This window comes from Bradyrhizobium sp. AUGA SZCCT0283 (assembly GCF_018130385.1).
GTDB lineage: Bacteria > Pseudomonadota > Alphaproteobacteria > Rhizobiales > Xanthobacteraceae > Bradyrhizobium.
In genome coordinates this window covers 151,847-177,253 of the sequence record NZ_JAFCLU010000012.1, presented here as the reverse complement: position 1 = coordinate 177,253, position 25,407 = coordinate 151,847, and the positions used below count along the sequence as shown (strand labels likewise).

33 protein-coding genes are annotated in these 25,407 nt (G+C 62.7%); 17 read left to right on the top strand and 16 right to left on the bottom strand.

Annotation, left to right across the window (positions count from 1 at the left end; all coding sequences use genetic code 11):
• The first annotated feature begins 47 nt into the window (after nt 1-47).
• Nucleotides 48-1,064 (top strand): methyltransferase, encoded by a 1,017-nt coding sequence (locus JQ624_RS18670; protein ID WP_212420368.1) that lies wholly within the window; start codon nt 48-50, stop codon nt 1,062-1,064.
• A gap of 57 nt (nt 1,065-1,121) precedes the next feature.
• On the opposite strand, the gene JQ624_RS18665 is transcribed toward JQ624_RS18670, so the two are convergent.
• The 3 genes from JQ624_RS18665 to JQ624_RS18655 form a co-directional block, all read right to left on the bottom strand.
• Nucleotides 1,122-2,624, bottom strand: coding sequence for an NAD(P)/FAD-dependent oxidoreductase (locus JQ624_RS18665; RefSeq protein WP_212420367.1), 1,503 nt, complete (start codon nt 2,622-2,624; stop codon nt 1,122-1,124).
• An 81-nt stretch (nt 2,625-2,705) separates the two neighbouring features.
• A complete protein-coding gene (locus JQ624_RS18660) occupies nt 2,706-3,548 on the bottom strand; it encodes a MoxR family ATPase (protein ID WP_212420366.1) in 843 nt (280 codons plus the stop codon).
• Nucleotides 3,549-3,646: 98 nt separating this feature from the next.
• Nucleotides 3,647-3,889 carry a GlsB/YeaQ/YmgE family stress response membrane protein gene (locus JQ624_RS18655; RefSeq protein ID WP_212420365.1) on the bottom strand — a complete coding sequence of 81 codons (243 nt, stop codon included), beginning with the start codon at nt 3,887-3,889 and terminating at the stop codon, nt 3,647-3,649.
• 141 nt (nt 3,890-4,030) lie between these two features.
• On the opposite strand from JQ624_RS18655, the gene JQ624_RS18650 reads away from it, so the two are divergent.
• The 3 genes from JQ624_RS18650 (at nt 4,031) to sseA (ending at nt 6,805) form a co-directional block, all read left to right on the top strand.
• Entirely contained in the window at nt 4,031-5,206 is a 1,176-nt protein-coding gene (locus JQ624_RS18650) for a VWA domain-containing protein (protein WP_212420364.1), read from the top strand.
• A gap of 158 nt (nt 5,207-5,364) precedes the next feature.
• Complete coding sequence (locus JQ624_RS18645) at nt 5,365-5,778, top strand: rhodanese-like domain-containing protein (RefSeq protein ID WP_212420363.1); 414 nt, start codon at nt 5,365-5,367, stop codon at nt 5,776-5,778.
• A gap of 172 nt (nt 5,779-5,950) precedes the next feature.
• The gene (gene sseA / locus JQ624_RS18640) at nt 5,951-6,805 is read left to right on the top strand and encodes a 3-mercaptopyruvate sulfurtransferase (protein WP_212420362.1); all 855 of its coding nucleotides are present in this window, start codon (nt 5,951-5,953) and stop codon (nt 6,803-6,805) included.
• Between the two features lie 15 nt (nt 6,806-6,820).
• On the opposite strand, the gene JQ624_RS18635 is transcribed toward sseA, so the two are convergent.
• Nucleotides 6,821-7,642 (bottom strand): hypothetical protein, encoded by an 822-nt coding sequence (locus JQ624_RS18635; RefSeq protein WP_212420361.1) that lies wholly within the window; start codon nt 7,640-7,642, stop codon nt 6,821-6,823.
• A gap of 329 nt (nt 7,643-7,971) precedes the next feature.
• On the opposite strand from JQ624_RS18635, the gene JQ624_RS18630 reads away from it, so the two are divergent.
• Together JQ624_RS18630 and JQ624_RS18625 are read left to right on the top strand one after the other, a co-directional pair.
• Complete coding sequence (locus JQ624_RS18630) at nt 7,972-9,330, top strand: L,D-transpeptidase (protein WP_212420417.1); 1,359 nt, start codon at nt 7,972-7,974, stop codon at nt 9,328-9,330.
• Between the two features lie 241 nt (nt 9,331-9,571).
• A complete protein-coding gene (locus tag JQ624_RS18625) occupies nt 9,572-10,537 on the top strand; it encodes an NAD(P)-dependent oxidoreductase (protein WP_212420360.1) in 966 nt (321 codons plus the stop codon).
• Between the two features lie 6 nt (nt 10,538-10,543).
• On the opposite strand, the gene JQ624_RS18620 is transcribed toward JQ624_RS18625, so the two are convergent.
• Nucleotides 10,544-11,503 carry a D-2-hydroxyacid dehydrogenase family protein gene (locus JQ624_RS18620; RefSeq protein WP_212420359.1) on the bottom strand — a complete coding sequence of 320 codons (960 nt, stop codon included), beginning with the start codon at nt 11,501-11,503 and terminating at the stop codon, nt 10,544-10,546.
• A gap of 210 nt (nt 11,504-11,713) precedes the next feature.
• Entirely contained in the window at nt 11,714-11,908 is a 195-nt protein-coding gene (locus JQ624_RS18615; protein WP_212420358.1) for a hypothetical protein, read from the bottom strand.
• Nucleotides 11,909-12,139: 231 nt separating this feature from the next.
• Here JQ624_RS18615 and ettA point away from each other — a divergent pair, with 231 nt between their 5' ends.
• Nucleotides 12,140-13,789 (top strand): energy-dependent translational throttle protein EttA, encoded by a 1,650-nt coding sequence (gene ettA, locus JQ624_RS18610; RefSeq protein ID WP_212420357.1) that lies wholly within the window; start codon nt 12,140-12,142, stop codon nt 13,787-13,789.
• 123 nt (nt 13,790-13,912) lie between these two features.
• Here ettA and JQ624_RS38625 read toward each other — a convergent pair whose 3' ends face one another.
• Nucleotides 13,913-14,215 (bottom strand): hypothetical protein, encoded by a 303-nt coding sequence (locus JQ624_RS38625; RefSeq protein ID WP_249129897.1) that lies wholly within the window; start codon nt 14,213-14,215, stop codon nt 13,913-13,915.
• A 69-nt stretch (nt 14,216-14,284) separates the two neighbouring features.
• Here JQ624_RS38625 and JQ624_RS18600 point away from each other — a divergent pair, with 69 nt between their 5' ends.
• From JQ624_RS18600 to JQ624_RS18585, 4 genes are all read left to right on the top strand, one after another.
• The gene (locus JQ624_RS18600) at nt 14,285-14,497 is read left to right on the top strand and encodes a hypothetical protein (RefSeq protein ID WP_212420356.1); all 213 of its coding nucleotides are present in this window, start codon (nt 14,285-14,287) and stop codon (nt 14,495-14,497) included.
• A gap of 215 nt (nt 14,498-14,712) precedes the next feature.
• Nucleotides 14,713-15,303, top strand: coding sequence for a TIGR00645 family protein (locus JQ624_RS18595; RefSeq protein ID WP_212420355.1), 591 nt, complete (start codon nt 14,713-14,715; stop codon nt 15,301-15,303).
• 73 nt (nt 15,304-15,376) lie between these two features.
• The gene (locus JQ624_RS18590; RefSeq protein ID WP_249129910.1) at nt 15,377-16,570 is read left to right on the top strand and encodes a lytic murein transglycosylase; all 1,194 of its coding nucleotides are present in this window, start codon (nt 15,377-15,379) and stop codon (nt 16,568-16,570) included.
• A gap of 59 nt (nt 16,571-16,629) precedes the next feature.
• On the top strand, nt 16,630-16,971 hold the full coding sequence (locus JQ624_RS18585; RefSeq protein ID WP_212420353.1) for a hypothetical protein: 342 nt from the start codon (nt 16,630-16,632) through the stop codon (nt 16,969-16,971).
• 385 nt (nt 16,972-17,356) lie between these two features.
• Here JQ624_RS18585 and JQ624_RS18580 read toward each other — a convergent pair whose 3' ends face one another.
• Nucleotides 17,357-17,629, bottom strand: coding sequence for a hypothetical protein (locus JQ624_RS18580; RefSeq protein ID WP_212420352.1), 273 nt, complete (start codon nt 17,627-17,629; stop codon nt 17,357-17,359).
• Between the two features lie 46 nt (nt 17,630-17,675).
• On the opposite strand from JQ624_RS18580, the gene JQ624_RS18575 reads away from it, so the two are divergent.
• Nucleotides 17,676-17,861 (top strand): hypothetical protein, encoded by a 186-nt coding sequence (locus tag JQ624_RS18575; RefSeq protein ID WP_212420351.1) that lies wholly within the window; start codon nt 17,676-17,678, stop codon nt 17,859-17,861.
• Here JQ624_RS18575 and JQ624_RS18570 read toward each other — a convergent pair.
• Nucleotides 17,858-18,169, bottom strand: coding sequence for a hypothetical protein (locus JQ624_RS18570; protein ID WP_212420350.1), 312 nt, complete (start codon nt 18,167-18,169; stop codon nt 17,858-17,860). The two genes, JQ624_RS18575 and JQ624_RS18570, sit on opposite strands and share 4 nt — an antisense overlap.
• Nucleotides 18,170-18,345: 176 nt before the next feature.
• On the opposite strand from JQ624_RS18570, the gene JQ624_RS18565 reads away from it, so the two are divergent.
• The 3 genes from JQ624_RS18565 to bfr all read left to right on the top strand — a co-directional run bounded on the left by JQ624_RS18565 (nt 18,346) and on the right by bfr (nt 19,720).
• The gene (locus JQ624_RS18565) at nt 18,346-18,627 is read left to right on the top strand and encodes a hypothetical protein (RefSeq protein ID WP_212420349.1); all 282 of its coding nucleotides are present in this window, start codon (nt 18,346-18,348) and stop codon (nt 18,625-18,627) included.
• Nucleotides 18,628-18,809: 182 nt separating this feature from the next.
• Nucleotides 18,810-19,094 carry a bacterioferritin-associated ferredoxin gene (locus JQ624_RS18560; protein WP_212420348.1) on the top strand — a complete coding sequence of 95 codons (285 nt, stop codon included), beginning with the start codon at nt 18,810-18,812 and terminating at the stop codon, nt 19,092-19,094.
• Nucleotides 19,095-19,234: 140 nt separating this feature from the next.
• The gene (gene bfr / locus JQ624_RS18555; RefSeq protein ID WP_212420347.1) at nt 19,235-19,720 is read left to right on the top strand and encodes a bacterioferritin; all 486 of its coding nucleotides are present in this window, start codon (nt 19,235-19,237) and stop codon (nt 19,718-19,720) included.
• A 47-nt stretch (nt 19,721-19,767) separates the two neighbouring features.
• Here bfr and JQ624_RS18550 read toward each other — a convergent pair whose 3' ends face one another.
• The 6 genes from JQ624_RS18550 to JQ624_RS18525 all read right to left on the bottom strand — a co-directional run bounded on the left by JQ624_RS18550 (nt 19,768) and on the right by JQ624_RS18525 (nt 23,575).
• Nucleotides 19,768-20,370, bottom strand: a complete 603-nt coding sequence (locus tag JQ624_RS18550; protein ID WP_212420346.1) for an MSMEG_1061 family FMN-dependent PPOX-type flavoprotein — start codon at nt 20,368-20,370, stop codon at nt 19,768-19,770.
• A gap of 166 nt (nt 20,371-20,536) precedes the next feature.
• Entirely contained in the window at nt 20,537-20,890 is a 354-nt protein-coding gene (locus tag JQ624_RS18545; RefSeq protein ID WP_212420345.1) for a hypothetical protein, read from the bottom strand.
• A gap of 142 nt (nt 20,891-21,032) precedes the next feature.
• The gene (locus tag JQ624_RS18540; RefSeq protein WP_212420344.1) at nt 21,033-21,380 is read right to left on the bottom strand and encodes an MmcQ/YjbR family DNA-binding protein; all 348 of its coding nucleotides are present in this window, start codon (nt 21,378-21,380) and stop codon (nt 21,033-21,035) included.
• 20 nt (nt 21,381-21,400) lie between these two features.
• Complete coding sequence (locus JQ624_RS18535) at nt 21,401-22,465, bottom strand: alpha/beta fold hydrolase (protein ID WP_212420343.1); 1,065 nt, start codon at nt 22,463-22,465, stop codon at nt 21,401-21,403.
• 165 nt (nt 22,466-22,630) lie between these two features.
• Nucleotides 22,631-23,299 (bottom strand): hypothetical protein, encoded by a 669-nt coding sequence (locus JQ624_RS18530; protein ID WP_212420342.1) that lies wholly within the window; start codon nt 23,297-23,299, stop codon nt 22,631-22,633.
• 36 nt (nt 23,300-23,335) lie between these two features.
• Nucleotides 23,336-23,575, bottom strand: coding sequence for a DUF2188 domain-containing protein (locus tag JQ624_RS18525; protein WP_212420341.1), 240 nt, complete (start codon nt 23,573-23,575; stop codon nt 23,336-23,338).
• A 130-nt stretch (nt 23,576-23,705) separates the two neighbouring features.
• Here JQ624_RS18525 and JQ624_RS18520 point away from each other — a divergent pair, with 130 nt between their 5' ends.
• Nucleotides 23,706-23,972, top strand: coding sequence for a DUF2277 domain-containing protein (locus tag JQ624_RS18520; RefSeq protein ID WP_108518865.1), 267 nt, complete (start codon nt 23,706-23,708; stop codon nt 23,970-23,972).
• Between the two features lie 139 nt (nt 23,973-24,111).
• Nucleotides 24,112-24,573 carry a hypothetical protein gene (locus JQ624_RS18515; protein ID WP_212420340.1) on the top strand — a complete coding sequence of 154 codons (462 nt, stop codon included), beginning with the start codon at nt 24,112-24,114 and terminating at the stop codon, nt 24,571-24,573.
• 157 nt (nt 24,574-24,730) lie between these two features.
• Here JQ624_RS18515 and JQ624_RS18510 read toward each other — a convergent pair whose 3' ends face one another.
• Nucleotides 24,731-25,240, bottom strand: a complete 510-nt coding sequence (locus tag JQ624_RS18510; RefSeq protein ID WP_212420339.1) for a hypothetical protein — start codon at nt 25,238-25,240, stop codon at nt 24,731-24,733.
• Nucleotides 25,241-25,407 lie beyond the last annotated feature (167 nt).

The following is a 25,407-nucleotide window of genomic DNA, read 5'->3' as shown; positions in this document are numbered from 1 at the left end:
GGAGATCACACTCGGAATTCGCAACAGCCACGGCAAAAGGAGGCGCGATGTCATCGCAAGTATCGGCCCTCAGGCTTTTCGATTTGATTCAGTCGCACCGTGTGACGGCGGTGATCTATGTCGCGGCCAGACTCGGGCTCGCCGAGTTGCTGCGGGATGGACCGCTGGCGCTTGGCAAGCTCGCCAAAGCAACCGGTGCAGATGAACGGGCGCTTGGCCGCCTGCTCACCGCGCTCTCCACCATAGGCATCTGTTCGCGTAGCGGCGAAGATCGCTATGCGTTGACGGATGTGGGTGCCTGCCTCGATAGCTCCGCAATGCATTCGCTCAAGTGCTGGGCAATCCTTGAGACCGAACTGCTTTCAAAATCCTGGAGCGGAATGCTTGAATCCGTCATGACCGGCAAAACCGGAGCGCAACTTCAAGGCGTTGATGACAGCTTCGAGCTGATGGGCCGGACGCCGGAGATTGTGGACAAGTTCAACGCGGCGATGGTGGAACTTACCCGTCTTGTCACACCGAATGTCCTTCAGTCCTATGACTTCAGCGGGATACCCCACTTGATGGACGTGGGTGGCGGGTCCGGTGAATTGCTCGGCGCCATCGCGCAGCAAAACCGGAAACTGCGCGGAACTGTTTTCGACCTTCCGAGATGTGCCGAGGCCGCGAGCAAGCATCTCAGGCAGATCGGTGTCGATGACCGCGTGGAATTTGTGGCCGGCGATTTCTTCAAGGCCGTGCCGGCGATCGCTGATACGGTCATCCTCAAGAGCATCATTCACGACTGGGACGATGCGCGCAGTGTCACGATCCTGCAAAACTGTCGGAAGGCGCTCCCCGGCGGAGGCAAGCTGCTTTTGGTGGAACGGCTGATGCCGGAGACGCCAACAATGGCGGACGAGGACAGGGAGCAGGCGTTGAGCGATCTGAACATGCTTCGCGGGCCCGGAGGGCTTGAGCGCACCGAGGGCCAGTACCGCGAATTGCTCGACCAGAGCGGCTTCGATCTGGTCACGAGTTATGCAGCCGGCCGCTTCAACGTGATTGAGGCTCGTCCCCGCTGACACCTGTCGAGTGACGGGATGTCCCCGTCACTCAGCCTGATCATCAGCCGACTGGCCTCATCCGTAAACGAACGCCTTGTCGTTGAGATCGATCGCCGGGAATTCGTCCTTCTCGGCCCAGTAATCCTGGTTGTGCTGCCATTCCGGCTTTTCGCCGCGCTTGGGCAAGAGGTGCATGCCGCGCATCATGTAGCCGGGATTGAAGTTTTCCGGATCGATCCAGGGCAACAGCGGCATGTTGTGGTCTTCGGGACGGAGCTGCGGCGTCACCTTTTTCGCGCCGGTCTCTTTCATGTGCGTGAGCAGCCGGCAGACGAAGTCGGCGACCAGATCGACGCGCAGCGTCCAGCTCGCGCGGAAATAGCCGAATACCCAGACCAGGTTCGGCACGCCGGTGAACATCATGCCGCGATAGGTCACGGTATCGGCGAAATCGAGCGGCTTGCCGTCGACGGCGAATTCGATGTCGCCAGTGGCACAGAGGTTGAAGCCGGTCGCGGTCACGATGATGTCGGCCTCCAGCTCCTTGCCTGACTTCAGCAGGATGCCCTTTTCGGTGAAGCGGTCGATCTCGTCGGTGACGACGGAGGCCTTGCCGGATTTGATGCCCTGGAACAGGTCGCCGTCCGGGATGAACGCGATGCGCTGCCGCCACGGCCGGTATTTTGGCGTGAAGTGGGTCGCGATGTCGTAGTCCTTGCCGAGATAGGCTTCGACCGCCGACAGCAGATCCTTCTTCGCTGCTTCCGGCTCCTCAAATGTCTTGCGGGTGAAGGCGTCCTGGTCGAACAGGATTTTTCGCCGCGTGATCTCGTGGATCCACTTTTCGTCGACCTGCAACTGGCGCAGCTGCTCGGCGATTTCGATCGCGTTGCGCCCGGTGCGGAAATAGGTCGGCGAGCGCTGCAGCATGGTGATATGCGCGCAATCGCCTGCCATCGCCGGGATCAGCGTCGCTGCGGTGGCGCCCGAGCCGATCACGATCACGCGCTTGTTCTTGTAGTCGAGATCCTCAGGCCATTTCTGCGGATGGACGATCGGGCCCTTGAACCTGGCCATGTCCTTCCACTCCGGCGTATAGCCCTCGGTGTGGCGGTAGTATCCCTGGCACATCCAGAAGAAATTGGTGGTGAAGCGAAGTTTTTCGCCGGTGTCGGTCCGCGTGGCTTCGATGGTCCAGAGGTTTTCCGCGCTCGACCATTTCGCCGAGGTGATGGTGTGCTGGTAGCGGATGTGAGGCGCGAGATCGTTCTCCTCGATCACCTCGCCCATGTATTTCAGGATTTCCTGAGCGCTCGCGATCGGCGCTGTCGTCCAGGGCTTGAAGCGATAACCGAAGGTGTGCAGGTCGCTGTCGGAGCGGATACCGGGATAGCGGTGGGTGGTCCAGGTGCCGCCGAACGTCTTCTGCGCTTCCAGCGCGACGAAGCTCGTTCCCGGGCATTGCGTGGTGAGGTGATAGGCGGCGCCAACGCCCGAAATGCCGGCGCCGGCGATCAGGACGTCGAAATGCTCTGTCGTGCGGGGCGAAGTTGTGTCGATCTGGGTTTGAACGTTCATCTGCCCTGTTCTTTTTTCGTTTGTTGTTTGAAAAACGAAACGCCAGAACCTTGGATTCTGGCGCCGTAGAGATTTCGCGAACTACACTTCGCGGCGGCTGAGGAATGCCAGCCGCTCGAACAGGTGCACGTCCTGTTCATTCTTGAGCAGCGCGCCGTGCAGCGGCGGGATCAGCTTGCGCGGATCGCGCTCCCGGAGCATTTCCGGGGTGATATCCTCGTTCAGCAACAGCTTGAGCCAGTCGAGCAGCTCCGACGTCGAGGGCTTCTTCTTCAGGCCCGGCACTTCGCGTACCTCGAAGAAGATGCGCAGCGCTTCTTCCACCAGCCGCTTCTTGATGTTGGGGAAGTGCACGTCGACGATCCGGCTCATGGTGTCGGCGTCGGGGAACTTGATGTAGTGGAAGAAGCAGCGGCGCAGGAAAGCGTCCGGCAGTTCCTTCTCGTTGTTCGAGGTGATCATCACGATCGGACGCAGGCTCGCCTTGATGTTCTCGCCGGTCTCGTAGACGAAGAACTCCATGCGATCGAGTTCGAGCAAGAGGTCGTTGGGAAACTCGATGTCGGCCTTGTCGATCTCGTCGATCAGAAGCACCGGGCGCTTGTCGTGGGTGAAGGCTTCCCACAATTTGCCGCGCTTGATGTAGTTGGAGATGTCGGAAACTCTGCTGTCGCCGAGCTGGCTGTCGCGCAGGCGCGACACCGCGTCATATTCGTAAAGGCCCTGCTGCGCCTTGGTGGTCGACTTGATGTGCCAGGTCAAAAGCGGCGCGCCGAGGGCTTTGGCGACTTCCTCCGCCAACACGGTCTTGCCAGTGCCGGGCTCGCCCTTGATCAGCAGCGGGCGCTCGAGCACGATCGAGGCGTTGACGGCGACCTTGAGGTCGTCGGTGGCGACATAGTCCTTGGTGCCGGTAAATTTCATCTATCCGTTTGCCTTGTTGCTCGTTCTTGGGCCGCTCGCGGCCTGAACAGTAAACGACCGCCGGTCCGGCGGTCGCGATTGGAGTTGAGGCGCTATCCTCAGCGTTTGATCAGCGACAGGATCACCAGGATGATCACCGCGCCGATGGTGGCGTTGATGATCTCGCGGACCCAGCCCACGCCGAGGTTGACGCCCAGTTGCGGCAAGATCCAGCCCGCCAGTAGCGCGCCGATGATGCCGATCACGATGTTGCCGATCAGCCCGAAGCCCGCGCCGTGCACGATCTTCCCGGCAAGCCAGCCCGCGATACCGCCAATGATCAGCGCCGCAATGATGCCCATTGAATTTCCCCTGCCGGAATAAGCCCTTTATGGCTCAATTGTAATTGAAAAAGCCTCCCGGTCTAGGCCTGACAGCTATGCGCTGGCCTTCGGCGTGCGCGGGCTCTTGACGGGCGCTGTCCGGCGGGCAATCTGTATCCCATGTTCCTGCAATTCTTCACATCGCTGCGCGACGCGCAGGTCCCGGTGACCCTGCGCGAATATCTGACGCTGATGGAGGCGCTCGACGCTGACCTTGCCGATCAGACCGTCGAGAACTTCTACTATCTCTCTCGCGCCGCCCTGGTGAAGGACGAGCGCAATCTCGACAAGTTCGACCGCGTCTTCGGCACCGTGTTCAAGGGGCTGGAAAGCCTGCTGGACGCCATGGAGAAGGCGGACATTCCTGCCGAATGGCTGAAGAAGCTCGCGGAAAAATACCTCACCGAGGAAGAGAAGAAGCAGATCGAGGCGATGGGCTGGGACAAGCTCATGGAGACGCTTCGTCAGCGGCTGAAGGAACAGCAGGGCCGCCACCAGGGCGGCAACAAGTGGATCGGCACCGCCGGCACCTCGCCATTCGGCGCCCACGGCTACAATCCCGAGGGCGTGCGGATCGGTCAGGAGAAGAACCGCAACAACCGCGCCGTGAAGGTGTGGGACAAGCGCGAGTTCAAGGATCTCGACGGCAATGTCGAGCTCGGCATCCGCAACGTCAAGATCGCGCTGCGCAGGTTACGCAAATTCGCCCGCACCGGCGCGCCGGACGAACTCGATCTCGACACCACGATCAGGGAAACCGCCAACCACGGCTATCTCGACGTCCATATGCGCCCCGAGCGCCGCAACGCGGTCAAGGTGCTGGTGTTCTTCGACATCGGCGGCTCGATGGATTCGCATATCGAGCAGGTCGAGGAACTGTTCTCGGCGGCGAAGTCCGAGTTCAAGCACATGGAGTATTTCTACTTCCACAACTGCCTGTATGAAGGCGTGTGGAAGCAGAACAAGCGCCGCTTCACCGACCGCACGCCGACCTGGGACGTGCTGCACAAATACCCGCACGACTACAAGGTGGTGTTCGTCGGCGACGCCTCGATGAGCCCTTACGAGATCATGGTGCCGGGCGGCTCGGTCGAGCATGTCAATGAGGAGGCCGGCTCGGTCTGGCTCGATCGCATCACGCGCACCTATCCGCATGCGGTGTGGCTCAATCCGGTGGCGCAGAAGCACTGGGACTATTCGGAATCCACCACCATCATCCGCCGGCTGTTCTCGGAGCGCATGTACCCGATCACGATCGAGGGCCTCGAAGGTGCGATGAAGGAACTGGTGCGGTAACTTGCCGTCATTCCGGACGGTCCGCAGGACCGATCCGGAATCTCGAAGTAATGGAATTCGATCGAGATTCTCGGGTGCGCAAGGGGCGCACCCTAGTTCGATGCTTCGCACCGCCCCGGAATGAAATGACAGGTCAAGAAAAACGAAAGGCGCAATCAATGCCCCAGACCATCCACCGCGGCATCAAAGCCCTGATCGACGAAGCCAATGCGGCGATCGAGACCGTCAGTGCTACTGACGCCATCAAGGCCGCGCAGGACCCCAATGTCGTGATCGTCGATATCCGCGATCCCCGCGAGATCGAACGCGAGGGCAAGATCCCCGGCGCGTTCTCCTGCACCCGCGGCATGCTGGAATTCTGGATCGATCCGCAAAGCCCCTACGCCAAGCCGATCTTCCAGGAGGACAAGAAATTCATCTTCCACTGCGCCGGCGGACTTCGCTCGGCGCTCGCGGCCAAGACCGCGCAGGACATGGGCCTGAAGCCGGTCGCCCATATGGGCGGCGGTTTCGCCGCCTGGCGCGACGCCGGCGGCCCGGTCGAGAAGTGGGAGCCGAAGAAGAAGGGGTAGGCTGGATAGCCTTCACGTCCATCACCGTCATGCCCGGGCAAAAGCGCGAAGCGCGGTTTCTCGCTTGATGTCCCGGGCATCCACGTCCTTTAGTCCACATACGAAGCAAGTACGTGGATGGCCGGGACAAGCCCGGCCATGACGACCGTGTCAAACGCCGGAGAAAAAATCCATGCCCGCCACCAATGACCCGCTCGTCTCCACCGAATGGCTCGCCGCGCACCTGAACGATCCCGGCGTCAAGGTGATCGACGCCTCGTTCAAGATGCCTGGCGTGCTGCCGCTGCCGAAGGACGACTATCTCGCTTCCCATATTCCCGGCGCGGTCTTCTTCGACGTCGACGCGGTGTCGGACCATTCCAGCCCACTGCCGCACATGTTTCCTTCCGCCGAACAATTCGGCCGCGATGTCGGCGGGCTCGGGATCGGCAATGACGACACCGTCGTGCTCTACGATTCCGGCGGCTGGGTCGCCGCAGCCCGGGTGTGGTGGATGTTCCTGTCGTTCGGTAAGGACGTGCATATACTCAATGGCGGCCTGAAGAAGTGGGTCGCCGAAGGCCGCAAGGTCGAGAAGGGGGAGGTGACGCCGAAGCCGGCCACGTTCAGGGCGGCGTTCGACGCGCGGCGCACGCGCAGCATGCAGCAGCTGGTCACGAACCTCGCAAGCCGCGCCGAGCAGGTGATCGATGCGCGCGCCAACGAACGCTATCAGGGCAAGGTGGCCGAGCCGCGGCCGGGCCTTCGCTCCGGCCATATCCCCGGCAGCCTCAGCCTGCCCTACAACAACCTGTTCGATGCCGCGACCGGCACGATGAAATCGCTGGATGAATTGCGGGCGGCGTTCTCAGGCGCCGGCGTGAAGCTCGATGCGCCCATCGTGACCAGTTGCGGCTCCGGCGTCAGCGCCGCCGTGCTGACGCTTGCGCTCTACCGCCTCGGCGTCGAGAACCCGGCGCTGTATGACGGCTCATGGACGGAGTGGGGCGCAGCCGACGGCCCGCCTGTCGCGACCGGCCCGGCCTGATTCCTGATCCAGAAGTTAGCGCGTCGTGCGCGCGACCGGAAATTGCGCGAACGGGTTGGCCTGCAGTTGCTGTTGAGCCAGCGCCGCCTCGCGTGCCAGACGCGCCCGCCGCGCCGCGATCCGCCGCCGTTCCCGCGCCCGTTCCGCAGCCCGTTTTTTGACGGCGCCGGTGTCCGGCTTCGCTTCCGTCGTCTTGGCTTCCGTCGCGATGGCCGCCGTCTTTTCGTCGACGATGACGGCGGGACCGCCGAGCGTCGCGATCCGGGCCGCGGCGACGTTGCCTTCGAATGAAGAGATATCCGTCGCTGGCGCCGGCGGGGTGGCGGCGGCCGGCTCCGGCGTTTCCGGGATGGCGGCGAGCTTTACTTCCGCCGTGGCTACGGGCGCTTCGGCTTCGGCCGCAGAGGCCGGAGCGGCCGGTGTCTCCGCGCTCGCTTCCTTCGCCGCCGTTTCCGGCTTTGCCGCTTCGACCTGCATCGGCTCTGCCGGCTTCAGCGCCGCCAGTTTCTCGGGGTCGGCTGGACGAGCGTCCGGGGTTTGCCCGGCCGGCGCCGGGACTTCAGTGGCTGTTTCCGGAACGGCGGCGGGGACATTCTCCGCCGGCTTCTCCGCGACCGGCGGATCAATGCGCAGCAGCGCCAGCGTCGGCGGCGGGCCGTCGTTCAGGCGGGCAAACATCGGCTCGGGCGTCACCCGTCGCGAGGGAAGGTTGGCAAATTCCTCATGCGCGGCACGCAGCAGGGCGGCGGCGCCAAGCCCAAAAACCAGGATCGACATCGACAGGACGATCGCGGTGAACAAGAAGCGGAAGCCGGGAAGCATGGACTCGAGTTCCACCCTCCTTATCTCTGGAGGGTTATTGATGCCAGGGGAACGCGGTGACCACTGTGTGGCCCGATTCGCGAGGTGCGCGCGTGAGCGCGCGAATCAGGCCGATTTGAGAGTATCTCAGCGCCCGGCAGCTTTTTGTTGCAAAATCTGCAGTCTGAAGTCGCCCACCATCCACAATGGCGATTTCCGGCGCTGTGAGGCATCTTTGCCGCAGCCTGGTTGCAATCACAAATGGCCGGTACGGGCCGAATTTCGAGGATTTGTCTTGAATGCGCCGCTATCTTCCTCCATCTGCCGTTAACCGTCCGGTGGGGCTTGGGGTCTATACAAAGGCGATGATGAATAACCGCATTCTGACGATTTGTGCCGCTATTGCCGCTGGCATGGCGGGAACTTCGCTCGCCCATGCGCAACAGGGCTATCCCGCCCAAGGCCAAGTCTATTCGACGGCTCCGGGACCCTACGTGCAAGGTGGCTATGCGGTTGAAGAACGCCGCGGTCCCGGCGAACCCGATTTCGATGCATTGGACGATGACGACGCGCCGAACGGTCAGAACTCGGCCGCGCTGCCGCCGCCCGGCCCGGTGCTGTCGCCCAGTGACCCCCGTTATGGCCGCCCGGCCGGAGCCCCGGCTTATTCGGACCGTGGCGCTCCGACGCCCACGGGACCGATCCTTTCTCCCGACGATCCGCGTTATGGCCGCCCGGCCGCCGCTCCGGTTTATTCGGACCGCGGCGCCCCGATGCCGACGGGCCCGGTCCTTTCACCCGACGATCCGCGTTACGGCCGCCCGGCCGGTCCGCCGCCGGTGATCTATGCGGACCGCCCGCCCGGTCAGCAGCAGCCGGTCTATTCGGATCGCGGCGACAGCCGCATTCCCGGCGCCGGCATCGTCTATCCGAACGACGACCGCGCTGGCCTGCGCCCACCGGAAGCCATCGGCACCGCACCGGGGCTCGCGCCCGGCACCACCGGCGCGCTCCCGCAACCGCAGCAACCCGCCGTCGGCGCCGACGGCAAGCCGGTGCAGCTTGCCGCGCTGCCGCCGGAAGAGCAGCCGGAAGTGGGCCCTGCGCAGCTTCCGGCGCATCTGCGCCGTCAGGAAGTGTCGTTCGCGACCAAGGAGCCTGCGGGCACCATCGTCGTCGACACGTCCAACACCCACCTCTATTACGTGCTCGGTGGCGGCCGCGCGATCCGCTACGGCGTCCGCGTCGGCCGCGACGGCTTTACCTGGACCGGCGTGCAGAAGATCAGCCGCAAGGCCGAGTGGCCGGATTGGCATCCGCCGACCGAGATGATCGAGCGCCAGCCCTATCTGCCGCGCTTCATGGCCGGTGGTCCCGGCAATCCGCTCGGCGCGCGCGCGATGTATCTCGGTTCGACCGTCTACCGCATCCACGGCACCAACCAGCCGTCGACGATCGGCAAGTTCGTCTCCTCGGGCTGCATCGGCATGCTGAACGAGGACGTCTCCGACCTGTTCGAACGCGCCAAGGTTGGCACCCGCGTGGTGGTGCTGCCCGGTGGTCCGCCGCCCGCCAACACCGCAAGCGCGTCGGCGGCCCCGCAGCCGTCCGCTGGCCCGGCTGCCGCCGCAGCCCCCGGACCAGCTCAGGCCCAACTGGCGCCCGTTCCCGGTGCGCAGCCGACAGTGGTGCCGCCGCTGCCCGCACCGGTCACGATTCGCTGAACGGCCTGCTGTCGAACGAGCATCTGAGGCGCGCCGAGAGCGCGCCTTTTTGTTGGCTCATGGGCGAAATCGGCACCGGAACATCTGTTAGGGCCGGATCGTCGACCGCCCGGTGATCGCTGGCCGCGGCCCTTATCCGAGTGCCGCGCCACAGAGGTTTCGGTCGCCACATTCGCACGCTTGATTTCACATTTGCTTCGACTACCTGCCGGGCGGTCGCAACGAATATGAGGATCACGCCATGCGAATTCTTGTTGCGGGCGCCACGGGCGCCATCGGCCTTGAGCTCGTTCCGCAGCTGATTGCAGCCGGTCATTCCGTCGTTGGCACGACGCGAACGGCGGCAAAGGCCGAAATCATCAGACGGATGGGCGCGGAACCTGCGATCGCCGATGGGCTCGACGCGGCGGCCATTCGCGCCGTGGTGATCGCGGCGGAGCCCGAAATCATCATCGATCAGATGACCGACCTCGCTGATGTCACGGATCTCCGGCATTTCGATCGCGCGTTCGCCACCACCAACCGGTTGCGCACGCAAGGCACCGATTTCCTGTTGGCGGCTGCACGCGAAGCCGGTGCGAGGCGCTTCATCGCCCAGAGCTTCTGTGGCTGGACGTACGGCCGCGGCGGCGAAGAGATCAAGACGGAGGCCGACGCGCTGGATCCCGATCCGCCGGAGGAGCTGCGCCGCACGCTGCAAGCGATCCGGCATCTTGAGGACGCCGTCACCGGTTCGGCGAACCCCGAAGGCATTGTCTTGCGATATGGATCATTCTACGGCCCGGACACCGGAATGCTCTCGCGCGCGATGATCGATCAGCTGCGCCGCCGCCGCGTGCCGCTGATCGGCGGCGGTGGCGGACGGTGGTCGTTCATCCACGTCGATGACGCGGCGTCCGCCACCGTTGCTGCCATCGAGCGCGGCAAGCCCGGCAATATCTACAACATCGTCGACGATGAACCGGCTGATGTCAGCGAATGGCTGCCTGCCCTTGCTGTCCTGGTCGGTGCCCGACCGCCGATTCGCGTGCCGGCCTGGCTTGGCCGGTTGTTCGCCGGCGAGCACCTGGTTTCGATGATGACCGAGGTGCGGGCCGGCTCCAACGCCAAGGCCAGGCAGGAGCTGGGCTGGCGGCCGGCGCATCCGTCATGGCGCCAGGGATTTGCGGAGGTCGCGAGCCGGGCCACCACGCAGCATGCTGCCTGAGGTCGCTTACGCCAGCCGCTGCTTCGGCTCGCCCTTGAACCAGGCGTCGATGCCCTCGACCATTTGCTGATAGTGGTTTCGAAAACTGTCCCCGGTGACGTAGCCGAGATGCGGCGTCAGCACCATGTTGTCGAGCTTGCGGAAGGGATGGTCGACCGGCAGCGGCTCCTCCGAGAACACGTCGACGCCGGCGCCCGCGATCGTCTTTTGCGTCAGTGCTTCCAACAGCGCCCCTTCGTCGACGATCGGCCCGCGCGCGGTGTTGACGAGGTAGGCGGTTGGCTTCATCCGGGCGAGGTCATCACGCCCAACCAGCCCGCGCGAGCGCTGGCTCAGCACCACATGGATGGTGACGATGTCGGCGGTCGAAAACAGCTCGTCCTTGCTGGCGTAGGTGACGCCGACCTCCTTGCACTTCTCCGGCGTCAGATTCGGGCTCCAGGCGATCACGTTCATGCCGAAGGCCTGCGCCAGCCTGGATACCTTGGTGCCGAGCTTGCCGAGGCCGATGACGCCGAGCGTCCGGCCCTCGATCTCCATGCCGACGAATTTCTGCAGGGGCTCGCCGGCATGCATGCGGGCGTTCTCGCGACCGATATTACGGGTCAGTTCCAGGATCAGGCCCATGGTCAGCGGCGCGGTCGGGTCGCGGCCCCATTGGGTGCCGCACAGCACCACCTTGTAGTCCTTGGCCGCTTCCATATCGATGGCGGCATTGCGCATGCCCGAGGTGATCAAAAGCTTCAGATGGGGCAGGCCTGCGAACATGGTGCGCGGGAACGGGGTGCGTTCGCGCATCGCGCAGATGATCTCGAAATCCTTCAGGGCGTGGGCCGCGGCTTCCGCGGTCGCAAACGGCTGGTTGAACACCGTGACGTCGACGCGGTCGGAGACTTTGGACCAGTCGGCGACCGAGAGCGCCACGTTGAGATAGTCGTCGAGGATTGCACAGCGCAGCCGCGTCATGGGGAGGTCCGTTGGTGGCGAGCATGACGGTCGGAAACGGCCGTCGGCGAAGATCGCCATGGTTGCGCGCAATCAGAGATGGCGCAAGCGGCCAAACAGCGTTTTCGAGCGAAGCATGCCCTCGGACTTGATCCGGGGTGGAAACCGGTTCGCGTGAAGAAAACACGTCAAAAAATGGAGCTGCGGGGCTGCCTCAAATAGCCGGATAGCTCAGTTCGAGCGGCCGAGATGCTTGGCGCGCCAGGCAGGTCCCGGGCCGCGCATATAGTGCAGTTCCGGGCGGTAGGGGTTGAACGCCTTGGCGATGAACTGGCGCCAGAAGGTGCGGAGTTCTGCCAAAGGTTTTGCCAGTCCGGCGCTTGCATGTGCCGGGGCGGAAAAGGATGCCGAACCGATCGTAGCCATGACGCGGGCCCTTGTTTTCAAAACGCCTTTTTTGGCGCTGAAAACCAGTTTTCGCCCGATTTATTAAAAGATAGTTTCAATTGTCGGGATCTCGGCGCACATGGTGACCATCCCGTATTCATCCGTGGTGAACGGATGGAAAACGGGTTCCCGTGGTTGCCCTTTGGCGGCCGCGCCGCTACATCAGCGGCAGCAAATCTCCGTAAAATCCAACCATTTCCAGGGATCGCGATGGCTCGCCAATTCGTCTATTTCATGCAGGGTTTGACCAAGAGCTACCCGACCCGGAAGGTGCTCGATAACGTCCATCTGTCGTTCTACCCCGACGCCAAGATCGGCGTGCTCGGCGTCAACGGCTCCGGCAAGTCGACGCTGCTGCGGATCATGGCCGGCCTCGACAAGGAGTATAATGGCGAGGCCTGGGTCGCCGAGGGTGCCCGCGTCGGCTATCTCGAGCAGGAGCCGCAGCTCGATCCCTCCAAGTCGGTTCGCGACAACGTCATGGAGGGCGTCGCCAAGAAGAAGGCGATCCTCGATCGCTACAACGAACTGGCGATGAACTATTCGGACGAAACCGCTGACGAGATGACCAAGCTGCAGGACCAGATCGAGGCCGCGGGCCTCTGGGATCTCGACAGCAAGGTCGACCAGGCGATGGACGCGCTGCGCTGTCCGCCCGACGATGCCGACGTGACAAAGCTTTCGGGCGGCGAGCGCCGTCGCGTCGCGTTGTGCAAGCTACTGCTAGATCAGCCGGAACTCCTGCTGCTGGACGAGCCGACCAACCATCTCGACGCCGAGTCGGTGTCGTGGCTGGAAGGCCATCTGCGCAACTATCCCGGCGCGATCCTGATCGTGACCCACGACCGCTACTTCCTCGACAATGTCACGGGGTGGATCCTCGAGCTCGACCGCGGCAAGGGCATTCCCTACGAGGGCAATTATTCGTCCTGGCTGCAACAGAAGCAGAAGCGCCTCGAGCAGGAAGGCCGCGAGGATGTCGCGCATCAGAAGACGCTCGCCCGCGAGCAGGAGTGGATCGCGTCGTCTCCCAAGGCGCGCCAGGCCAAGTCCAAGGCGCGCTACCAGCGCTATGAAGAGTTGTTGAAGCAGGCGAGCGAGAAGCAGACCCAGACCGCGCAGATCACGATTCCTGTGGCCGAGCGGCTCGGCCAGAACGTTGTCGATTTCGAAGGGCTCACCAAGAGCTTCGGCGACCGCATGCTGATCGAGAATCTCACCTTCAAGCTGCCGCCGGGCGGCATCGTCGGCGTGATCGGCCCGAACGGCGCCGGCAAGACCACGCTGTTCCGCATGATCACCGGGCAGGAGAAGCCGGACCAGGGCACGATCACGATCGGCGAAAGCGTGCACCTCGGTTACGTCGACCAGTCGCGCGACGATCTCGACGGCAAGAAGACGGTGTGGGAAGAGATTTCCGGCGGCAACGAACTGATCCTGCTCGGCAAGCGCGAGGTGAACTCGCGCGGCTATTGCTCCTCGTTCAACTTCAAGGGCGCCGACCAGCAGAAGAAGGTTGGCGCGCTGTCGGGCGGCGAGCGCAACCGCGTGCATCTGGCCAAGATGCTCAAATCCGGCGCCAACGTGCTGCTGCTCGACGAACCGACCAACGACCTCGACGTCGACACGCTGCGCGCGCTGGAAGAGGCGCTGGAGGATTTTGCGGGCTGCGCCGTCATCATCAGCCACGATCGCTGGTTCCTCGACCGTATCGCCACCCATATCCTGTCCTTCGAAGGCGACAGCCATGTCGAATGGTTCGAAGGCAACTTCCAGGACTACGAGAAGGACAAGATGCGCCGGCTCGGGCAGGACAGCATCATTCCGCATCGCATGAAGTACAAGAAGCTGACGCGGTGAGCCTCCGCCTGATATCGCCGAACCCGTCGAGAAAGTTGTGCGCGCGGGGCAGCGCGTCATGAAGGAATAGCTTCGGCTCGCGCAGCCAAAGTCCCTCGATCTGCCGCGAGCGCTGTTCTGAAATCAGAACATCGGCCGGCAAGTCCACCAGCGCGGCGTCCCAGCCGGAAAGAATCGGAGGCCGCGCCTGAAGGCTAACGCGAGCAGGCGCTGTTCGGTGGTGAGGCCGTGATAGTCGAAGGCGTTGATCCCGTCGGTGACGTAGATGTGGTTGCCGCTGAATCCAGCTTCCGGTTTGATCCATCGGGCGCGGAATTCGAGATCCGGATAGCGTTTCAGAAACGCAAAGGCCAGCACCTGACAGGCGCCGTTAGCGAAGAAGTGCCGGTCGGGCCGGTGCCACCGCCGGGCCGGATCGATCTTCACGTTGATCTTCGGGAAGAACATCGCGGCGCCATGGTTCACAATGATTCGATATCGTGATAATGTTATCCGATGACCGACACGGACAACGACACGGACAACATCGTTCTTGAGCATCTTCGCCATATCTGCGGCGCGATCGATGACGTGCGGGATGATATTCGCGAGATAAAGCAGCGCGTCGGCAATCTCGAGAACCAGTATGCCAATATGTCGAATCGCCTTGATCGGATGGACGTCCGCATCGAGCGTATCGAGCGGCGTCTCGATCTGACTGACGCGTGAAGATTATTTCTTCTCGCTCCTGCCTTGCCAGATATTACAACCATGGCTTCGGCTACGATTGAGACCGTCGCATAAGGTCGTAATTTGCCTTGGAAGTCTGGGTAAGCTGGCGGCAGTTATCGTACTGCGGCCAGTTGTCGCTTCACAGCACAGTCAGATTGCGTAGATATAGGCTTCCTTCGCAATCCGAATCCCCCGCAAGCGAGCCCTCCTGAATGTCCCTTACTCCCGAAACGCCCTTGCCGCCCGAATCGCAGAGGAAGGCATTGCGTCCGATCCCGCTGCTGATCTTCAGCTCCCGCTGGCTGCAGCTGCCGCTTTATATCGGCCTGATCGTCGCGCAGGGCGTCTATGTGGTGCTGTTTCTGAAGGAGTTGTGGCACCTGTTCGCCCACGCCTTCGATTTCAGCGAGCAGCAGATCATGCTGGCGGTGCTGGGCCTGATCGACGTGGTGATGATTTCCAACCTGCTGGTGATGGTCATCGTCGGCGGCTACGAGACGTTCGTCTCCCGTCTCAATCTGGAAGGACATCCCGATCAGCCGGAATGGCTCAGCCACGTCAACGCCAGCGTGCTCAAGATCAAGCTCGCGATGGCCATCATCGGCATCTCGTCGATTCATCTGTTGCGTACCTTCATCGAGGCCGGAGGATTGGCCTCGGGCAAGAGCGGCTACACCGAAACCGGCGTGATGTGGCAGACCATCATCCACACGGTCTTCATTATGTCGGCGATCGGCATTGCGTATGTCGACAAGCTGTCGAATGATTCCGCCGAACATGCCAAACAGGTTGTCTCGCATTGATGGGCGACGTGTCGATCGACAGGATTCCGGTTTGCGACAGAGGTTGATAGCCGCGGTTCTGATACTGGCAGCGATGACGCCGGGCGCGGTGCGCCCGGTTCATGCCGCCGACGCCGCCTTCACCCAGTTCATCGCCTCGCTGTGGCCGGAGGCGCAGGCGGCCGGCGTGTCGCGCGCGACGTTCGATGCCGAGACGAAGGGGCTCGAGCCCGACTACAAATTGCCCGATCTCTTGCTGCCCGGCCGGCCCGCCACCGGCGCGCCGTCGCAGGCGGAGTTCGTGCAGGTGCCGGCCGATTATGTGAAGGAAGCCTCCATCGCGCGGCTGGCGGCGGAGGGGCAGAAGCGGATGCAGAAGCATCGCGTAGCGCTCTCCGAGATCGAAAAGCGCCTCGGCGTTCCCGGAAGCATCGTGCTGGCGATCTGGGGGCGCGAGACGGATTATGGCCGCTACCGCTTGCCCTACGACACGCTGCGCGTGGTCGCGACGCAGGCCTATGTCGGCCGCCGCAAGGAGCAGTATCGGGGCGAATTCATTCTCGCGTTGAAGATTCTCGGCGAGGGCGCGGTGGCGCGCAAGGATTTCCGCTCGTCCTGGGCCGGCGCCACCGGGTACACGCAATTCCTGCCGTCCGAATATTACAAGCACGGCGTCGATCTCGACGGCGATGGCCGGGTCGACATCTGGCATTCGGTGCCGGATGCGCTGGCTTCCGCCGCACAGCAACTCGTCAACAAGGGCTGGCAGCCCGGCGTGCGCTGGGCCTATGAGGTGAAGGCGCCCGGCAATGTCGATTGCACCATGGGCGTGCCCGAGGTGACGAAGCCGATTGGCGAGTGGCTGCGCGCAGGCTTCGTACCGGTGCGCGGGCAAAAGCTGAGCGCGGCCGAGCAGGCGCAACCGGCTTCGCTGTTGCAGGTGGAGGGCATCTACGGCCCGGCATTCCTGACCACGAAGAACTATTTCGTCATCAAGGAATACAATTTCTCCGATTTGTATGTGCTGTTCGTCGGCCATCTCGCCGACCGCATGGTAAGCCCGTTGCCGTTCGCCGCGCCGTGGTCCGCCTCGACGCAGTTGCGTTCGGCGGATGTCGAAGCCATGCAGCGTCACTTGACGCGGATCGGTCTCTACAGGGACAAGCTCGACGGCAAGGCGGGCATGCAGACCCGCGCGGCGCTGGGCGCGTATCAGAAATCCGCCGGCCTCAAGGTCGATTGCTGGCCAAGCGAAGCGGTGCTGCGCTCGATGAGCGCGGGGCGCTAGCGCGGATCATTCACGCGACGTATCTTTCACGAACAGGGCCGACCGAATTCGAGGTTTCAATGACCGCAGGGAGCGCGTTCCTCGTCGATTTCTATCAGCAACTCCGGCGGTCGTGGTCGATCGAGACCGGCCGCCACTGGCAGCGTGACAACCCGGCATCCGGCCAGTGCAGCGTCACGGCGCTCGTTGTTCAGGACAGGCTCGGCGGCGAAATCCTGAAGACCGATGTCAACGGCGCCTGGCATTTCTACAATCGCATCGATGGACGGCGCGTGGACTTCACCGTGAGCCAATTCGACAGCCCCATTGGTTACGACGATGTCCCGAGCAACCGGGACGAGGCGCTGGGCGATTGTTCCCGGCAGCAATACGAGTTGCTGAAGGGCAGGGTGGGCGTCTGATACGCCAGATCAGGTCAAGCCGGGCTTCGAGGAAATCGTCCCGACGAGCGCGATGCGTAACGGGCGGTGCTCGATCACCCTCCCCTGGAGGGGAGACGAGCGAAGCTCGCTCGTGGGTCGCCGCTCATGAAATGAGCGGCGGGGTGGGGTGACGGTCTATCCTCTCGAACAGTGCCCGAGTTGAGAGATCACCCCACCCCGTCTCGCATTTCGCTTCGCTCAATACGACCCTTCCCCTCCAGGGGAGCGTAAGACACGCAGGTGCGAGTATCCTGCCGATCGCTGCGCTCATCCGGATCTACAGGGACCGGGCAAAGAAAAAGCCCGGCCGAGATATCGGCCGGGCTTCGATCAGGACGCGCGGGTCGCGCGCCGGTCGATCAGATCAGTTGCAGACCTCGACGCGGCGATAGCGCCAGTCATAGCCGTCCCAGAAGCGCTCGCGAACCATCCGGCACGCCGGGTAGGGCGCTTCTTCCACGTACACCGGGCCGCCGTAGGCCGGGCGGCTGGAGGCGATCGCGCCACCGATGATCGCGCCGCCGAGCAGGCCGGCCGCCACGCCTGCGGCAACGCCACGCTGTGCGCTTGCGGGCGTCGCTGCGAGCGAACCGGCAATCGTTGCGACCGCGACGAAGGCAGCAAATGTCTTCTTCATGTCCTGGGCTCTCCTGGGGTGACGCCTTCGGGCGTCGGGTTTAGGGATGACTCACACGCCGTTTTCGAACTGCCGCTTCGCTAAAAAAGCGCACATGGGTCAATCGAAAGTAAACGTTTCCGAAGCGTGGCCGGAAAAAACGGTCTTTTTCAGGCCGGAAATGACACCCATCCCGGAAAAGCAGGTGGCTTTCCGGGATGTCGGGCGCAATTTAATGAAGATGAACGGCTAGTCGCAAACCCTGACGTTGCGGACCCGCCAGCCGTAACCGTCCCAGAACCGCTGCCGCTGCCAGATGCAGGATTCGCCGTAGCCGGGATCGACCACATAGGCCGGGCCGCCATAGCCGGGCGCATAATATCCCGGGCCGTAATAATAGCCGTTCTGCGAAGCTATCGCGCCGCCGACGATAGCGCCGCCCAGCAATCCGGCTGCGACGCCTGCCGCGACACCGCGCTGCGCATGGGCCGGAGCCGGGATAGCAACGGCGGAAACGGTCAATGCGGCGGCGGCACTGAGCGCCATCAATGTCTTCTTCATGGCCTCACCTTTCTCGTGGGAGCAAAGGACGTTAGGTTTTGCTCCGGCAAAAGTTCCATATTTCGCTTGAATGATCAATGAACGGCGCGCGCCTCCGGGGCGACGAAAATGGGACGGAACGGCAGGTTGCGGTGCGAAGATACCGAAGGTTCTTCCCTGGCCCTTGAACGCAGGACATGATGACGAGCGGAATGACGGCATTCATGGTGGCGGTCGGCGGGACATCGCTGATCTGCTACCTGCTGATGAACCGGGTGCAAAACCGCAAGACCCGGCGCGAGAGTGCCGGCGGCGACGCTTCCAGCATAGGTCCGGGCGACAGTTCCGGCGGTGATGGCTGGAACCCGCTTTCCTGGTTCGGCGGTGACAGTTCTTCGTCGGATAGTTCCACCTCGTCCAGCGATTCCAGCGGGGATAGCGGAGGAGGTGGTGGCGACGGCGGCGGTGGCGGCGATTGACGCCGAAAACCTCCGGGAAATCAGCGGCGGTTTTGACTTACCGCAAGACCTCCTTTTTAGATTCATTCCAGTATTCCTCTCGCATCAGTTTGGAATTGCTTGAAAATGCGGCTTTTCCTTTTGCATCTCGTCGCTCTCTTAAATATCGATGAGGTCGCATCACCGAAGGTTCTAACGGTTTCATGATTGTCTGTTCCTGCAACGTCCTGAGCGACCACGACGTCCGTAGTGCCGTGAGTGCAGCTTCGGACCTGCCGCGAAATCCCAAACAGATTTACGGTTGCCTCGGCTGCAGCGCCGAATGCGGCCGTTGCGCGCGCACGATCAAGACCATCATCGACGAAGCGCTGGGTGCCTGCGCCAAGGAATGCTGCTCCGGCTGTCCGCACAGCCGCCACGCGGCCAACGACGAGCCCGCGCAGGAAGTAGCCCCGGTTGCCCCGGCCTTCGCGCTTGCGGCCTGCTGAAAAACCCTTCGAATCCTGCTGATTTCCGCCGTTCCCACCGCTTTTTTCGCGGAGCGGTTGCCCCCGGCACCGAACTCATTTAGAAGCATTCTAAATGCAGTGTCAGGCCGCGTTTGGCCTGGAGGAAATCGGAGTGGACCATGCAGGGCGATCCCAAAGTCATCGACTATCTCAACAAGGGCCTGCGCAGCGAGCTCACCGCGATCAACCAGTACTGGCTGCATTACCGGCTCCTGAACAACTGGGGCCTGCTGGAAATGGCCAAGGTCTGGCGCAAGGAATCCATCGAGGAGATGGAGCACGCCGACAAGTTCACCGACCGGATTCTGTTCCTCGACGGCTTTCCCAACCTGCAGGTGCTCGATCCCTTGCGCATCGGCCAGAACGTCAAGGAAATCATCGAATGCGATCTCGCCTCCGAGATATCAGCGCGCACGCTCTACCAGGAAGCCGCAACCCACTGCCACAGCGTCAAGGACTACGTCTCACGCGACCTGTTCGAACAGCTGATGAAGGACGAGGAACATCACATCGATTTCCTCGAAACCCAGCTTGATTTGATCGGGCGCATCGGGCTCGAGCTCTACACGCAAAAGCATGTCGGCGGATTGGAGAGCGGGGACTGACCTTTCTTTACCCTCCAGGGGGGTGATCGACACCCGATACAACCTTCCTACAGCTGCGTCTTGTAGCGCTCGTAGATCACGTCCTGGCTTTCGCGCTCGCCGAGGCCGGTCTGGTCGTGGATCACTTCGCCGATGCTCGGCATCACCGAGCGCTCGACCCGCTCGCCCGCCCACAGTTTCGAGCGCATCAGCGCCTTGCCGCAGTGGAAATAGGCCTCCGTGACGTCGATATGCAGCACCGCGCGCGGCGGCTTGCCGAACTCCACCATCGAGGCCATCAGCTCCGGGTCGACAGATACTTTGCCCGTGCCGCCGACGCGCAGCGTCTCGTCGATGCCGGGCACGAAGAAGATCAGCTGCACGAAGCCACTTCCCTCGACGATGTTGCGAAAGCTGTCGATGCGGTTGTTGCCCGAGCGATCCGGCATCAACAGCAGGTTCGGCCCCGCCACATGGATGAAGCCGGGAAAGCCGCCGCGCGGCGATGCATCGACGCTGCCGTCAGCGCCTGAGGTGGCCAGCACGCAGAACGGCGACATGCCGATGAATTTCTTCGCATGGACGTCGATCTCCGGCCGCGCCTTGGCGATCACGCGGGGCGAGGGCGCGGGATAGATTGTGGCGAGGTCGTCGGCTGCAAGATCGGACAAGGGACGGCTCCGTTCAGTTTCGGTCAAATTATCATCCCCGAGTTTTCGCGTCATCCCCACGCTGGAAGGTTTCCAGCTTCGTCATTGCGAGCGCAGCGAAGCAATCCATACTTTCTGTGCCGCACGATGGATTGCTTCGCTGCGCTCGCAATGACGTGCTTTGCGCTCAAACCGCGTCCGCCGGCACGAAGCAGCTGATGATGATGCTGCCGCGGTGATGCACGTACCACACCACGGCTTCGCCGATCGGGTTGCCCTGATCGCGAATGACCGCGCGCTCGGGCACCTGCATCCACTGGCCCTCGATCGGAACCCAATAGGCGCCGCCGCGAACGTCGTAGGTGGTGCGATGTCCGTCCGACTCATCGCAGCAGGGCACGCCGTTCGGCGCGATCACGCTCTTGAACCAGGCGCGGATATCGGGCGGCACGTGGTTGAACTGGCCCCTGTCGACGGCGAGTGCCGCGCCGGCCAGCATTGGCAGAAAGGCGATCAAAACGAATTGCGCGAGCCTTCGCATCCGATCCTCCGCTGTGCTGCCTTTGTCGTCGCGAACGCGTTCGCCCACGAATCGTATCGACGACAATTCAACCGGAGCCGGCTTTCGGATGCACGCTCAAATAATGAGCGATGTGGCGGTAGCGAATTGATGCGGTGCGAAATCAGCGCGATGTTTTCTTGCCTGATTTCACCGTCGTTTTCGGCGCGACATTCTTCCACGCCATGCTGAGTGCGCTCTTCAGCGTGGTCGCATCGGCCTTTGCGAGACGCACATTGGTGTAGCCCTGCTTGCCCCATCCGCCCGGAACGGGGCGAAAGATATCCGGCTCGGCCTCGATCAGCAACGATTGCTGCTCTTGTGTCAATTTCACCATGCCCCAGGCGTCGTCGGGATAGCCGAGGGTGGCGAAGATGCGTTTGCCGACGCGGAAATCGGCGGTGCGCTGATGGGCGCCTTCGACCGCTCCGGGAAGCGCGAGCGCTGCGCGGCGAAAATCACTAGCCGACATCGCGCGCCCGCTACGCCAGCTCACATCGCCCGTTGCGGCGCGGTCTGCAGCAATTCTTCCACCTGCTTCTTGTAGAACTTCGCGTTGCCGGTCGTGAGATGGCCGCGCGTCTCGCCGGAGGCTGATATCAGGAACAGGCGGCCGTTCTTGACGCGCTTCATGGCGGCATCCGTGACGCCGGTTTCCGGCGGATTGCGCTCGTCGTCGGCGGCATTGATCAACAGCAACGTGGCTTCGATCTTCTCCAGCGACGGCGCAGGATTGTAATCGTGCGAAGCTTCCCATTGATAGATGAAGTCGTTGGCATCGGCGGTAATGGCGGTTGCCAGCCGGTCGTCGACCATCTTGTCGGCCTTCGCCGCCGTCGGCGCCAGCGCCTGATAGGCCAGCGTGCCGCCGCCGGTCGCAATGCCATAGGCGTTGATGGCGTATTTCATCATGCGCGGCTGGGCGGTGTAATTGCCGCCATTGTAGTCGGGATCGTTCCTGATGGTCTCCAGCATGATCCGCCGCAGCATCCAGTTGCGCGCCGCCATCTCGGTCGGCTGCGACGCCATCGGCACCAGCGCGTCCATGAATTGCGGATATTTGCCGCCCCAGATCCAGGTGTGCATGCCGCCCATCGAATTGCCGATGACGAGCCGCAGATGTTTGACGCCAAGACCTTCCTTGACCAGGCGATACTGCGCGTCGACCATGTCCTCGTAATTATATTTCGGAAACGCGGTCTTCATGCCATCGGAGGGCTTTGATGATTTGCCGTGGCCGACGCTATCGGGAATGATGATGTAATATTTCGCGGCGTCCAGTGGCTGGCCGGGGCCGAACAATTCGCCGCCGAAGCCCGGCGTCAGCATGCTGGCGGCCGAGCCGCCCGAGCCGTGCAGCACCAGCACCGGCTGTCCGGTAGGCTCGCCGATCGTGGTGTAGTGCAGCCGCAGTTCCGGCATCGTCTCGCCGGTGTGGAATTTGAAATCCCTGGCGATCCACTCGCCCTGTTTCGGCGCGGGATAGTCCGCAGCGAAAGCGGTGAAGGAGGTCAGGGCCAGTGCGGCGGCCGACAAGGCGGCGTAAGGAAAATTCATGATGGTCTCCCCGGGGCTGCGGCTGTCTTTGCGGACCGCTTGGCAGGGAGCCTAGAGCCTTTTCCGTTCCGATGGAATCGGAACGGGGCCCTAGATTTTTGATTTGACGCGTTTTCTTCGCGCGAACCGGTCTCCACTTCGCTGGAAAACGCTCCAGCACACCGGCTATTTCACCGTCACCAGGTCGCCGAACAATGTGTAGTTCGCCTTCGGTCCCTGCATCACCAGCGTCCAGTGCGTAAAATCGCTTGAGCTGGTGCAGCTGTTGCCGCCGCCCTGCAGGATCAGCGTGAGGATTTGCCGCGGTGCGACACCCGGCTGAAATACACCGCTTCCCGCGGCGGGAGCCGAAAGCTTCCATTCCTTGTAGAGCGTTGGTCCCAGGCCCTTGTCGGGGCGATCCCTCGGATCGACCTCGAACACCGATACCGTGCGGGGACGGGCCAGCGATAGCGTGCCGGTGCGCCCGGCCGCGTCCCGGAACGAAAGCATCAGCCGGTCTTCCAGCCATTTGGCGGTGAGCGTGTAGGTCCCGGCGGGCGCGGCAATACCTTCGATGCCTTCGACATCGCCTTCGCCGGTGAAGAGCGTCGCCTTGCTGGCGAAGCGCAGGCTTTCGACCTCCTGCCGCTTGCCGGAATCCAGCGTCACGGTGGCGACGTTCCGCTGCCCCTGATTGGTGCAGCAGGCGCAGGCCAGCCCAGGGGAGGCCAGTCCTGCGACGAAAATCTGTATGAGCGCGAAGGCAAGGCCAATGCGGCGGGGCGGGTCGATCATCGGAAGCCTTTCACGGTCGCGCGATCGTTGGTCGCCGCGTGCGACGGCTTCGTTCATGCGATGACCCCCAAGCGCCGCCGCGCGCGGCTTCACCTAGCCCTCGACTTCGGTTTCCGGCCGGTCATTCCCGGCGGCGGTCTCGGAGTGCCATCGTCCGTCCGGGGTTTCGTATTCGATTACCTCCGTGCGGCCCGGCACCCGCTGCTCGGCCGCCGCGCGCCGGGCCGCCGCCAGCGCCGCGGCGCGGTTCGGAAACGGTTCGGAGAACACGCCGTCGACGGTGTAGGCCCAGCCGCCGTCATGTTCGACGATCTTGTAGGTCACATGGGTCATCGGGAACTCGCTGTTTGCAGGTGCCGACAGGGGTGAACGCGCCGTGTGATTCATGACAGAATAGGCCACGCCGTCGGATTTTGCACCGGCCGTTCGTCCTTGATCGACGACGGGTGCAGAGGAGAGAGCCATGTGCCGCAACATCAAGACCCTGTTCAATTTCGATCCCCCGGCCACGCACGCCGAAATCCATGCTTCCGCGCTGCAATTCGTGCGAAAACTCTCCGGCTTCAATTCGCCGTCGCAGGCCAACGCCGAGGCGTTCAACCGCGCGGTTTCCGAAGTGTCCGACAGCGCGCGGCGATTGCTGGCCTCGCTGCAGACCAACGCCGCGCCGCGCGACCGCGAGGTCGAGGCCGAGAAGGCGAGGGAGCGCTCGCGGGCGCGGTTCGGCTAGGGGGCGCAAGACCCAAAAGATACCGTTCAGGACGCGCCGGTCGTCAACATGGGATTGCCACGCGGCTTGTTCGGAAGAAACGACCCGATCGCAGCCGGGTGGCGGCGGAAGGAAACGAGAATTCACAAGGGGGACGGCAATGGTGCGGGTGGGACATGTGGTGCTGGCGGCGGTGACGGTGATGGCCACACCTGCGGCAGCGGAAGTGGTCGACGCCACCTATCGCGGCACGATGGTATGCGACAAGCTGCCGTTTACCAGCGACAAAATGCGTGAGGCCATCGAGGTCACGATCACTGGTGGCGCGGCGCGCTACAGTCATGTGGTGCGGCTGCGCAACTTGGCCGTCGAGCCCGCTGCGGAGCAGGGTACCGGAACGATCGACGGCCAGAAAATCGATCTTCAGGGCACCTGGAAAGGCGGTGGCCGGGAGTACGCAGCGAAATACAGCGGCAGCTTCGTGCGGCGCAGCGCCAGGCTCAAGGGCATGCAGACCTGGACCGACGGCGGCAAGACCGTAATCCGTGCCTGCGCGGGCGCGATCAAGCGGCCGTTCAAGCCATTCCTGCCGCGCAACAAGAAGCAGGCGGCTGCGTGGTAAGGTTGTGAAGCGGTGCTGCCGCGATAGACGCCTGCATGAGCCTGTGGTGCTCCCCGCCGCACCTTCAGATCATCCGTTCAAATGCGCTCCGAGGAGGTGATCGGACAGGATCTCTGTTTACTGCGGAGCCTGGGGCGCAACTGGTAAGTTTCGGAGCTCAGCCTTCTTGGGTGGTTCGGCGCTCATTTCTCTTTGGCTTGGTTTCAACTGTGGCCGGAGTTGCAATCTTGTCCCTCATTTCAGCACAGGTTTTGCGTACCTCCGCCATCACCAGCGAATAGTTCTCAATCTGCACGAAGACGCGCTTGGCCTCCTTGCGGTATCGCTCCGCGGTTTCCTTGAGCTCCTCGATCACGACGAGCGCCTCGCGGCTCATGGCCTCACATTGCTTGACGTTCTCGACCAGCTCAAGGCCCAGGGCCTCAATGTCTTTCGCCGCAGCTTCATATTCGCGGACAACAGCTTCTGCCGACAGCTTGCCGATCTCAGTGGCCCCGTCGCGATGCTCGACATAGTCGGGCATCGCCATATCCGGCGCGCGTATGGAAGGCGGCGCGAAATCGCTCGGCTGGGATTCGCGATCCTGCGGCAGCTTTCGAAATTCTTCCTCGATCTCGCGTTCAAGATCGATCGCATCAAAGATCGGAGGCTTCGTTGACTGCGCCATGGCAATGCTCCTTGGGTGAAAATGTGAGCGGGCAGGCAAAATGCGGCTAAATGGTTAGTTGCTCTGACGAACCAGGCAACAGAAGCCCATTGGTAAGCTTATTATTTAAGCTTTATGTCCGCGCTGAGGGTTAATTCTGGAACCGCAAGAGTTCCTGCCATCGCGGA